The 11,603-nt window shown below is 48.4% G+C and carries 9 protein-coding genes and 1 pseudogene; 6 read left to right on the plus strand and 4 right to left on the minus strand.

Annotated features, from left to right (window positions below; genetic code table 11):
- The first annotated feature begins 75 nt into the window (after positions 1-75).
- Positions 76-750, plus strand: a complete 675-nt coding sequence (locus ACE5LO_RS13500) for a pectate lyase (RefSeq protein WP_375520546.1) — start codon at positions 76-78, stop codon at positions 748-750.
- A 147-nt stretch (positions 751-897) separates the two neighbouring features.
- On the plus strand, positions 898-1,569 hold the full coding sequence (locus ACE5LO_RS13505) for a type 1 periplasmic-binding domain-containing protein (RefSeq protein ID WP_375520547.1): 672 nt from the start codon (positions 898-900) through the stop codon (positions 1,567-1,569).
- A gap of 117 nt (positions 1,570-1,686) precedes the next feature.
- Here the strand turns inward: ACE5LO_RS13505 and ACE5LO_RS13510 are convergent, their stop codons facing one another.
- Together ACE5LO_RS13510 and ACE5LO_RS13515 are read right to left on the minus strand one after the other, a co-directional pair.
- Positions 1,687-3,108: an NAD-dependent malic enzyme gene (locus ACE5LO_RS13510; RefSeq protein WP_375520548.1), complete on the minus strand. Its 1,422-nt coding sequence runs from the start codon at positions 3,106-3,108 to the stop codon at positions 1,687-1,689.
- Positions 3,109-3,412: 304 nt separating this feature from the next.
- Entirely contained in the window at positions 3,413-4,582 is a 1,170-nt protein-coding gene (locus ACE5LO_RS13515; protein ID WP_375520549.1) for an RNA-guided endonuclease InsQ/TnpB family protein, read from the minus strand.
- Between the two features lie 556 nt (positions 4,583-5,138).
- Between ACE5LO_RS13515 and ACE5LO_RS13520 the strand changes: the two genes are divergently transcribed.
- Both ACE5LO_RS13520 and ACE5LO_RS13525 read left to right on the plus strand, forming a co-directional pair.
- Positions 5,139-5,864 carry a response regulator gene (locus tag ACE5LO_RS13520; RefSeq protein ID WP_375520550.1) on the plus strand — a complete coding sequence of 242 codons (726 nt, stop codon included), beginning with the start codon at positions 5,139-5,141 and terminating at the stop codon, positions 5,862-5,864.
- Between the two features lie 110 nt (positions 5,865-5,974).
- Positions 5,975-6,520: a guanylate kinase gene (locus tag ACE5LO_RS13525; protein WP_375520551.1), complete on the plus strand. Its 546-nt coding sequence runs from the start codon at positions 5,975-5,977 to the stop codon at positions 6,518-6,520.
- A gap of 35 nt (positions 6,521-6,555) precedes the next feature.
- On the opposite strand, the gene ACE5LO_RS13530 is transcribed toward ACE5LO_RS13525, so the two are convergent.
- Positions 6,556-8,778, minus strand: coding sequence for a GDYXXLXY domain-containing protein (locus ACE5LO_RS13530; protein WP_375520552.1), 2,223 nt, complete (start codon positions 8,776-8,778; stop codon positions 6,556-6,558).
- A gap of 269 nt (positions 8,779-9,047) precedes the next feature.
- On the opposite strand from ACE5LO_RS13530, the pseudogene ACE5LO_RS13535 reads away from it, so the two are divergent.
- Together ACE5LO_RS13535 and ACE5LO_RS13540 are read left to right on the plus strand one after the other, a co-directional pair.
- A pseudogene (locus ACE5LO_RS13535) lies at positions 9,048-9,308 on the plus strand (TipAS antibiotic-recognition domain-containing protein); the annotation flags it as partial.
- 183 nt (positions 9,309-9,491) lie between these two features.
- Positions 9,492-10,373 (plus strand): type IV toxin-antitoxin system AbiEi family antitoxin domain-containing protein, encoded by an 882-nt coding sequence (locus ACE5LO_RS13540; protein WP_375520553.1) that lies wholly within the window; start codon positions 9,492-9,494, stop codon positions 10,371-10,373.
- Between the two features lie 56 nt (positions 10,374-10,429).
- Here the strand turns inward: ACE5LO_RS13540 and ACE5LO_RS13545 are convergent, their stop codons facing one another.
- A complete protein-coding gene (locus ACE5LO_RS13545) occupies positions 10,430-11,194 on the minus strand; it encodes a nucleotidyl transferase AbiEii/AbiGii toxin family protein (RefSeq protein WP_375520554.1) in 765 nt (254 codons plus the stop codon).
- Positions 11,195-11,603 lie beyond the last annotated feature (409 nt).

Raw genomic sequence — 11,603 nt, forward strand, 5'->3', positions numbered from 1 at the left:
TCTTTTATGGCAGCAGCATGAGGAATGGTGCGGGTCTTATCATAAATCCCAAGGTATAGAAAGGATGCTGTAAATATGAAAAAAGGTTTGACAGCTCTTTTGTTATCCGCATTATTGATCACTTCGTTCGGTGCCGTAAGCAGCAAGGTACAGGCCGCACCCGAGGTGGTTTCGCAAACGATTCTCGTGAAGGCCGGAGAAACCTATGATGGAAAAGGCCAAACCTTTGTGGCTAATCCGGATACACTTGGAGATGGCAGCCAGGATGAAGGCCAGAAGCCAATTTTCCGCCTGGAGAATGGAGCCACGCTTAAAAACGTAATTATCGGTGCTCCGGGGGCAGATGGTGTACACTGCTACGGAAACGCTACCATTACAAACGTAACCTGGCAGGATGTAGGCGAAGACGCACTGACGCTTAAAGCCAAAGGGACAGTTAATATTACTGGAGGAGGGGCTTATAAAGCCTACGACAAAGTGTTCCAGGCGAATGCGGAAGGAACCATCAATATCAAAAACTTCAAGGCCAATGATATCGGCAAGCTGGCTCGTCAGAACGGGGGTTCGTCCTATCAGGTGAACTTTACGTTGGACAACTCCGACATTTCCAATGTCAAGGACTCCATTTTCAGAACAGACAGCAGTAAAAGCACGGCGAAAATAACCAACACGAGATATTCAGATGTGCCGACACTGTTCAAAGGTTTTGCATCCGGCAAAACAAGCCAGTCCGGTAATACAGAGTATTAAGCCTGCCTAGAGTTATGCAGCAGGACGTGTACGCGGCAGGACTTCAATCCATAATTAAAGCCTGTCCCTCTTGTGGGACAGGCTTTTTTCGCCTAAGCTGAATACCAGCGGATATTTTGCTGGAATATTAAGAAAGCAGGTGCCGTTATGAAAAGGCTGGCTTGTTTGCATGCTCACTACTCTAATGTTGAATTTATAGAACAGGCCCTCGCTGCCTTTGAACTGGAGCTGGTGCATTATACGGACCCCGGACTCATTCGTTATATGTCGTCCGAGCAACCTTTCAGCCGCGTTAAGGCTTTGGAACGGACAACGAGGCAACTGGAATGGATGATTGATTGCGGGGCAGATGCCGTGCTGGTGACATGCACACAGTACGCTGCACTGCTGGAAGAGAGCAGCGAAAAGTGGTCTGTACCGGTGATCATGATCGACGAGCCTTTTCTGGATGTTCTGTGCGGACCGGAGCAGCCGCAAATTTTGCTGTTTACGAACCCCGGGACGGTGGAAGGCACGATGAAAAGACTGCATGATTTCGCAGAGGCGGCGGGTAAAACACCACAAGTGGAAGTACAGGTGATCGAAGGAAGCTTCGGACTTATTATGGCAGGGAAGAAGGAAGCGTATCTGAAGAGAGTGTCCGGTTATATGAAGGACCTGATTGAAGCCGGAGAGCAGCGTATGATCTTTGCGGCTCAGCTGTCCATGACGGAAGCGGCTGAGGCAGTTGGGCAGGAGTGCAGCTGTGAAATTGGCAACCCGCTGAAGGCGCTTGTGCCCTGCCTGACAGCTGCTTTGGGGCTAGAACGCCGCTGGTAAAGCCGCGCGAGACAAGAAAAACCACCGGGATTAGGTTGGCTCCTGAAACCGGTAGTTTTTCTGACAAGTGTTGCGAGCACCTCCAGCATCGCGGCTTTGGTTTCCAAGACCCGCGGGCTACCTGTATTCGCGTGGAATTCTACGGGCAACGCCGGTGCGGATAGCGGCCTGTACGACCTTGTCGCGGATGGCTTTGACCACGTGCTGGTTGAAGACGCTCGGAATAATATAAAGCGGGTTCAATTCCTCATCCGAAATGGCGGATGCGATAGCTTCCGAGGCTGCGAGCTTCATTTCTTCGTTGATTTCTGAGGCCCGGCAGTCCAGCGCTCCGCGGAAGATCCCTGGAAAGCAGAGTACATTGTTGATCTGGTTCGGATAATCGGAACGCCCGGTGGCGATGACGGCGGCGATATCCTCGATCTCCTCCGGCCGGACTTCCGGCACCGGGTTGGCCATAGCGAATACAATCGGCTGGTCCGCCATATGTCCGACATCTTCACGGCTAAGGATGCCGCCCGCCGACACCCCGATGAACACATCAGCTCCGTGGATGACCTCCTGCAGCGTCCCCTGCACGCGGTCCGGATTCGTATGCTCCGCATACCATTGCAGCATACGGTTGTCGTACTGGATGCCGGAGGCAATAGCTCCCATCCGGTCGACGCCGATGATATTTTTGACTCCTGCCGACAGGAGGATTCTGCTGCACGCAATGCCAGCGGCGCCAATGCCGCAGACCACCACTTTGATGCTGTCGATGGATTTGCCGACGATTTTCAGGGCATTGATCAGGGCGGCATAGAGAACTACAGCGGTGCCGTGCTGATCGTCATGGAAGACAGGAATATCCAACTCCTGGCGCAGCCGTTCTTCAATTTCAAAGCAGCGTGGAGAGGAAATATCCTCCAGATTAATGCCGCCGAAGGCGGGAGCAATGGCTTTAACCGTAGCGATAATTTCCTCGGTATCCTGCGTATTCAGGCAGATGGGGAAGGAATCGACCCCGGCAAACTGCTTGAACAGCATGGACTTGCCTTCCATCACGGGCATGGCGGCATACGGGCCGATATTGCCGAGCCCCAGTACCGCGCTGCCGTCTGACACGACGGCGACCGTGTTTCTTTTGACCGTCAGAGAGTAGGCCTTGTCCGGCTCCTCATGAATCGCCATGCAGACGCGTGCCACATCCGGCGTATATACTCGTGACAGATCGTCCCGGTTCTGGATCGGGGTTTTGGGCTGAGTCTCGATTTTACCGCCGAGATGCAGCAGGAAAGTACGGTCCGAAATGTTAACCAGACGCACACCTTCCATATTTTTAACCGCTTCCGTAATGATGCTGATATCCACACTATCTGTTACGGTAATGGTGATGTCGCGTACAGTCATATCCCGGCTCGTCGAAATCACATCAATGGCCACAATATCTCCGCCGGCGGCGAAGATAACAGAGGCCACCTGGCCGAAATTAATCGTGTCCGTTTGAATCTCGAGTCTGAGTATGACGCTTTTTCCCCCAAGTCTGGTATTGCCCATGGCAGTCTCCTCCGGTTCATGTGATTTGAATTGGCATATCGCTTCTATACATTATAATAAGAAAGAAATTTAACGGTTTTCGGGTCGACACCCGATTTGAATGCTGGTAAAATGCTGAATGAACCTCCCCTACTTACGCTTGACTTAGAAGTAGGGGTTTCTTACCAGCCACACCGTTACTTTCTGCAAACAAATAGGTTGGCTATTTGCTTTCGCTGCCAGCAGCGGAAATCTAACGGGGTGGTTCAGTAAGCAACACTTCTGCAAGTGGGTGGGAACTCACCGTCTACTACTTCTCACTCATCTAAGCGATCCGTAGATACTTGATCGATTCCGTTTCACCCAAATATCGGATGTCTCCATGCAGATATTTGGATAATATTCCTTTGCTTCCATGAACGTCCCGATGTTCTTCATAGCCGCAGGAACAGGTATAGTTTCTTGTAGAAGTCTTTTTCCTTCTACCGCAACAAGGACATTGTTGACTTGTGTAGCTTTCATCCACCTGTTTCACGCTTGTTCCATGGGCTTCAAGCTTGTATTCGAGTTGTTTCCGAATCTTTCCGAAGCTCCAATTGGATAACTTTTGCGTGACGGTTTTTCTTTTCTTCTTTTTCGTATGGCGTTGTACGCCTTCCATCTTGCCAATCACGACTTCCTTGACGTCATTTTCCGTACACCACTGCACAAATTGCCAGGTTGTTTTATGAATGACATCCTGGAGTTGACGCTCGCTTTTGCCGAGGATGTACATTTTGGCTTTCTTGTACTTTTTCCATTGCCGACTGCCTTTCTGGCATTTGCTCATCCGCTTCTGGATCTCGGCCAGTTTCTTGTTGCGAAGCCGATGAATGCTTCTAGCTTTTCTTCCCGTGATGAGGATCGACTGGTTTGCGGTGGTCGTTGCTGTGATCGAGTGAATCTCTCCCAAATCCACACCTGCAACCTCGCTGCCCTCGTTGACTTTGGCCACTTTCCCATCCTCGTAAGTCAGGGAAACCATCAGTTTTCGGTCGTACACCAGTTCGATTTCTTTGATCTCGGCATCAGGCAAGTCAGCCACGACGATCTGAATCGGTTGCTGGCGCTTTCCGTTCTGGATGCCTAAGCTTAACTGGATGGTGTTGCCCTCGATTTTGAACGATTGGTCTACCCATTTCGTGTTGAAATACATTTTGTTTTTGTAGGGGTATTTGGTCTTCAGGCCCTGCCTTTTCGCTTGCCTTGCGCTCTCTCGGGCAAACAAATATTTATGACAAACCGCCTGTACAGACTGGGAGTGAAGGGGGAATCGATTTTTTAAAGCGGCTTGAAGTTTGGTTTGTCCAATCCATTTTCCATCGTGTTGCAGGAAATAGTTCTTGGCGATGGACAGACACTCATTCCAGACTTCGGCTGAAATCCGGTTGCACGCAAACAGTCGGTCCAGATCGGCTTTGGAAGTTCGGAATGCGGTTTTGACACAGCGAATCACTCCGCTTTCACCTCCTTCCCTGGATGCTCAATATAGGTTTTCCATACTTCCAGAGGGGCGCCGCCACGGTAATCAGACCGTAACTTTACAACCAGAAATATTCTTTCCACAGTTTCTTTTTTTTACATCGGGGCGAAGGGTTACCGCCTTGACGAGAACGTATATTCCCATCATACCACACAAATACTCGACTAGAAAGCACGAGTCTTATACAATAGACAAGTGCATTTAGGCTTCGCCTAACCGAGATTCATCCCCTACTCAAAGTTTTGTGAGCGCTGCTTCCTGAATAAGCTTCGAACAAAACTCGCTTCGGAAGTATAGGCGCAGAGGAAGGGGACTTCTCACGGAAACATGTTGAATGACCCATGGGGCCCCTTGAGCAATAGTGTAGCATTCATTTTTTTGTAAACGCTTACTATATTTCGTATGCTTATACTACCACTCCTCATGATCGCTGGAAAGCATATGAGCATAAGTTAAAAAAAGACCTTATTGTGCATTTTGTTCATAAAGTTCAGGACATCCCGATTTCCGCTCGAAAGGGGGAGGGCCCGTGATTCGGGTATTAATCATCGAAGGCGATTTGCGAATTGCCGGGATCAACCGCCGTTTTGTCGAGAAGACAGGAGGTTTTGAAGTTGTCGGCATTGCGACAGATGAACAACAGGCTTATGAGCATTTGGAAATACTGGAGCCAGACCTGGTTTTGTTGGATTTGCATTTTCCCCGGATGGATGGGCTTGATTTGTTCCGGTATATTCAGACGCACTATCCGTTGACGGATGTCATCATCATCACGGCGGTGCGGGATTTCGACACGGTCAGGGAAGCGATCCGGCGTGGCGTTTATGATTTTATGATTAAACCGGTTGTGTTTGAGCGTTTCCAGGAGAAGCTGAAAGCCTATGAGGCCTACCATCGCCAGCTGCAGACCATGAGCGGACCGGGCCAGGAGATTGACCAGGAGGGAATCGATCGGCTGCTGTGGGGTTTGAGAGACAGGAACAGGGACAAAGAGCCTTATCTTCCGAAAGGCATCGACAAGCTGACACGGGAGAAGATTGAGGCGTTCATCCGGGAATGCCCGGAGGTGATCACTGCCGAGGAACTGGGCAGAAAAGCAGGCTTCAGCCGGACGACGGCCCGCCGCTATCTGGAGTATTTTGTGACCAAAGGTGAGATGACCGCGGATATATCCTATGGTACGGTCGGAAGGCCGGAAAGAGTTTATAAAAGAAAAACACCTCCCAGCATCGAAAAGGACGTCCCGGGTCAATAGACCTTATGGGACGTCCATTCATGTTTGCAGTGAAAACAGCAAGCTGCGATTTCCACTTCGGGTTTTTTGAGGCTATACTTGAATGAATTCAACCGATACTGGAGGAACCCATGTCTTTTTCTCTTATTGTATTTCAAGGCCCAAGCGCTTCAGGTAAAAGCACACTTCAATCCCTGCTCGGGCTGCCCCGGGTCGTGACCTGGACATCCAGAAGGCCTCGGCCGGGTGAAGTGAACGGGCGTGATTATCATTTTGCATCAAGAGAGCGGCTTGAGGAAATGTTCCGCAGCGGGCTGATGATCGAAATAAATGAATATAAAGGAAACTATTACGGAACCTCCCTACAGTCCATCCGGGACATTATCGAGGGGGGGATGCCCATGTCGACGGTCATGGAAGCGCAGGGAGCCGCAGCGATCAAGTCCATGTTCCCTGAGCAGACGCTGCTGGTGGGCGTGTCTGTCAGCAAGGAGGAGTGCGGGCGGCGGCTGATGGAAAGAGGAACGGCTGCGGAAGAGGTAGAGCGCCGGATGGCGGATTTCGAGCGTGAGATTGAGGAGCTGTCCCAGTGTGATCTTATCATACGCAACTCGGATGAACACTTGGAGAAGGCTTCCTCCATCGTCGAACTTCTGCGCAAGGGGTTGCTTAATTAAGAGGCTGATAAACGCGGAACAAGGGAAGGCCTGTTCTATTCACTGCCCAGCTGCTCCAGCAGAGCATCGCCTTTGCGGCTGATGCGCACATAGGCATAGCGGGCGTTCCGCTCGACCTCAAGGCCGGTGCCTTCGGGTATAAAATAATTTTCAATCCCGTAGTAGATGGAGCCGTATCCGTTAAGCCGACCGTTAATCACGATCTCTCCGGCAGCCAACGGTTCTCCGTCGTAGAAGCGGCTAAACCGGCGAACGCCATCACGGTCAGGCGCCAGCACCACTCTGACCTTGCTGCGGCTGGAGAGGTCCTTCCGCTCTGCTGCTTCCGGCGGAGTTGAAATCGCGTAATTCAGTACCACATAGTCTCCCTGCAGCAGGGAGCGGGGATCGACCGGGGCCAGCTCCAGCTTTACAGAGGAGCCGTCCCGCAGCAACGTTTCGCTGCTCGCGGCTTGCAGGCCGATAAAACAGAACTGGAATACAATGACCAGAGCTGTCAGCAGGGGAGCGGATCGGATAAGGGTGATTCTGGACTCCGGTTCCTGCAGCCGCCCGCGGCGGGCGGCGAGGTACGTGATCGCCAGTATCATGAGCCCGATCAGCGCCAGGGTCACTGATTTATGAAGCAGCTTCCACAGCAGATCATAATATTGAAAAGCAATGAAGGCGAACCAGTAGACGAGGCTGATCACGGCCTTCCATGTCTGATGTGTGCGAATAAAATAAAAGACACACCAGGTGACCAAAACAAAATACAGGATGCTGGCCAGAGCGTGCACGTAAACGGTCATATCCTCGAAAAGCGTTATCCACAGCAGGAAAAGCAGGGTATAGAAGAGAGCGTATTCCCGGATCATCCGGGAATCCTTCCGGATTCGCGGAGCGGCGGCATACAGGAGCCCGTTCAGCACGGTGAGAATCAATAGAGTAACCCACAACTGCTGTCCTGGCGTGTCTAGAAGCCGCGCGAATAGCAGGCCGAGACTCAGGTTAAGCAGGCCATGGGACCAGAATATCTGCACACGTCCTTCCGTCCGCATCCAGCCTGCGGCAACCACCAGACACAGCAGGGCTGTCAATCCCCACCGGTCCATTAACAGGATGGAAATGATCCCTGCCACATAACCAATGAACAGCAGTGTATAGCGGATCACCGGATGTATCCGGGAGAAAGCAATCATCGGAAGAGTGAATACTAATGACAAGCCGTACAATGTCATTTCCGGAGCGGTCTCGCCCGATGCCAGTAACACAAGCCCGGTCAGCGAAATGCTTCCGATCAGGACACCAATGATTTGAATCAATCTGCTCACGGCTTTGCTCACCATCTCGCCGCCCGGCCCGGCCTTCTCATCTTTGGAGGACTCCGTGCTGCTCTCCCCGGGCTTATATGCTGTCCGATTACCCAACTGTTTCAAATAACGAAAGAATAGGACATTAGCCGTCAGGAGCAGCGCTACAAAGACAAGACCCCATACATAAAAGAGAATCGAAAAATAGCTGAAGGCAAGCTCCAGGAATCTGGCTACAACGAAGGTGGAGGCAGCAAGCGCATTGAGCGTCAGAATGGTTTTATTCAGCATGACCCGGATAAAGATATAAAACCCGGCTAAAATCGCAGCCGCCCAAATGAGATTCACCAGTGTATCCTCCAGGCCGTGTCCAAATACGCATGTGAGCACGAGCAGCGAAAGATGAAATACGATAAAGCTTATGTATTTTAGCGGTGCGGATAACAGACATCCGGTGTACGTCAGCAGGAGCACTACCAGATTGATTGCCGCAAACAGCAGTCCAATGCACATCACAGCCCGATCACTGTATGAGTAGGACAAGGCTGCCGGAAAAAAATAAAACCATAAAGCCAGATGCAGCAGCATATAGGCGATCACATAGAACGGACTATACCGTGTAATACAGGCGAATAACACGGCGGGCACGGACCAGACGAGATACAGCCAATAGCTGTCGACATGCCAGTTATACAGCTGCCCGAGCAGCGCAACGGAAGCACCGAAGGCGATGCAGCCTGCCAGCAGAAACGCATTGGAGAGAAAGGCACGCTGTACAAATGGCCTCCGGACACGCGCCAGAGCGGCGGACATGCCGTAAAAGAGCACAAGCAATCCGGCGGAAAGCAGAATTTTGGCGATCCGGTCCAAACCGCCCCAGTTGGCGGCAAAGAAATAAATAATGGCAGCCAGAATGAGCGAGATACCGAGTAGAAATCCCGTTCTGATCATATTAAAACGGAGCATATTTTAGCACAAACCTTTCTTGGGTAGGTAGTTGCCTCCATTGTACCAGCCACGAAGAGTTAATCCCATTGCTTAGGCCGCATTCTTGTCAGAATGCCTTCAACCGGAGCCCGTCAAACATAAACGGGCCGTGACCGATTCCATTCGATGTAAGGGGGTTAAATATTTCCGGTATTGACTCTCACGTTCCGTGAGCCCTTATAGTGGTTTGTGAAAGGAGGTGGCGAAAATGCCGACAAGAGTAAAAGAGACGGCGGAGATGGCCGATATCAGTTTACCGCAGGCTTGCCCAGCTTAGAGGCGGGGCTCCTGACACTGTCGAGGCGCAGAAGGCCATCGGGGAGTGGCATAGCTTTATCACCCGGTTTGGTAACTATACTCCTGAAGCCTTTAAAGGGTTGGGCGAAATGTATGTGGAGGATGACCGTTTCCGGCACAATATTGATCGCTTTGGAGAAGGGCTGGCCGTGTTCATGCGTAATGCGATGGCTATCTATGCGGATCGATATATAAAATCTATTGATTTGTAAATTTAGATTTAGAGGAGCTTGATTTTTTTTTTTTTTTTGATTTAAGATGGGGTGTATACACCCCATCTATAATATACATAACCTAAAAAAAACGCGCTAAATTGACTTATCAATAATTTCATGGTATCATCGGGTGTATACACCCGATGATATCGTTTGATAATTGAATTTAAGGAGCTTTTTATGGGCCGTCCAAACCGTTTTCAAATTATGGAATTATACCAGAATGATATAATCGCCGCTTTAAAAGGACACGGTAAAAAGATTCTAAATTTCGAAGAGATTAACGGTACTCTGTTGAAAAATGGAAATGAATGGAGATTGCCTAAAACGACTACTGCTCATGACCTCTTGGATTTCCTTGTTCATCAAAAGAAAATTTTGAGAGAAGTTAATGTGTTTGGAAACAGTCGTTATGTTTTTAAAAATAAGCAAGTAACCCCCACGGAATTCGCCTTGTCTCTTCACTCCAACTTATATTTAAGTCATTACTCAGCAGTATCTTTTCATGATTTAACAAACGAAATTGTGAAATCAATATATGTTAATAAAGAACAAACTAAAAAAGCCGGGTCTGATGTTCCACATGAAGAACTGATTCAAGAAAATATTGATAAAGCGTTCTCTAAGCCGATGCGGAAGACAAGAAGTTTCTTTGAGGTTGAAGGACAGCGTATTTATGTATTAAATGGTCGATATACGAATCGTTTAGGTGTCAAAGAGATTAATGGGGTAGCTGTGACTGATTTAGAGCGAACCTTAATTGATATTGCAGTCCGTCCGGATTATGCTGGTGGGGTATATGAAGTTGTAAGTATCTACAAACGAGCAAAGGGTCAAATTTCAGCTAATAAATTGAGGATGTATCTGCAAAAGCTGAATTACATATATCCATACCATCAGACAATCGGGTTTTATTTGGAATGTGCAGGTTTTAATGAAATCGCATTGAGGATTATGGAGTCTTTCCCCATGAAAAATGATTTTTATTTGACTTATAGTATTCCTGACCGTGAGTACTCTGAACGTTGGCGATTGTATTACCCTAAATATTTTGAAAATTAAAAAAAACAACCGTTCTCTGTTTTGAATAAAAAATGGTTGTTGCTTAAAGGTAAGTTTTACGCCAGTTCCTCGAAGGAAAGTAGGTCGTTCTGCTCTAAGAGGTTCAAGACGTAGTCGAAATAAAAATTAAAGCCTCGGTACTCATCTCTATTTAGAATACTATCCCTTAGTCTAGGTTCATCTTGCTGGTGAAATTTTCGCGTTTCCCAAACTTTAGTAAGTAAGCTGACAGGGACACGCTTAGCATGAAAACATGCTCTTAGGTGGCCAAGGGTCTCGGGGTCCTTAAAATTAACCTCAACAGATGCGCTTTCTAGTATGGTATAGATATCGTAAAAATCCCTAGGTCTTGGTTTCCCAAACTCAGTATCTTTGCCTATACGAATTAAATAATCATCCATCTGTTGACAAATAGCGCGTAGTTTTTCCAGTACAATCAACGTGGGCGTGTAAATAGGGACAAGAAACCCTTCAAATCCCTTGATGTTATCAACCATTTGAATGCTACCTGTATATTCGTGTCTGCCGAAATCAATAGTTATGTTTTTCTTTGTGTCGCTTACCGCAATCGCCTTCGCAGCCAACCAAATGGAGTTATCTCTATTTGCCTCAAATTTTTCCGGTTCAATAATTTTAAAATTGACTTCATAACCGGCCCAAAAGGCTTCAATTTCAGGGTTTGGTCTTTTCGGTTTAGCCTTTATTCTTACCTCGAACACTTGATACCCATATTCAAGAAAAGTCTTCGAAAGGACCGTTTCAATACGAATTCTAACTTGTTCCAGATTAGTGAGGCCGATATCTTCAAAGCTTAATCGCACTCATAATTACCTCAGTTTCTATGTAATATGCTTTTCATATTCGCACAAAAACTATTGATTGGGAAGAGGTTTCCGAAAAAAAGATTGTAGCGAGAAATCTGGAAACAACGGCGTGACGAGAAAAACCACCGGGAATAGGTTAGCAGCCATCCGGTGGTTTTTCGTCAGTAGTTATGAAAATCTCGCCGTGGTTGCCCACCGGCCTTTGTCTGGAATAGCCGTGATGTATCCACCATCGCGGCTATTCTTATTGTATCCAGCAAATGTTGTTCTGATGACATTATAACACCATATAGAGCCCTCTACAATTGCAGATGTAGACATCTCCAACTCCCTAGTTTTGCAGCACATCTAATCGTCTAATTACCCGGAAGCATTGATTTTACTGATGTAGCCGGGTATTTTTATT

Source organism: Paenibacillus medicaginis (assembly GCF_042138635.1).
In the GTDB taxonomy this organism is placed as follows: Bacteria; Bacillota; Bacilli; order Paenibacillales; family Paenibacillaceae; genus Paenibacillus; species Paenibacillus medicaginis.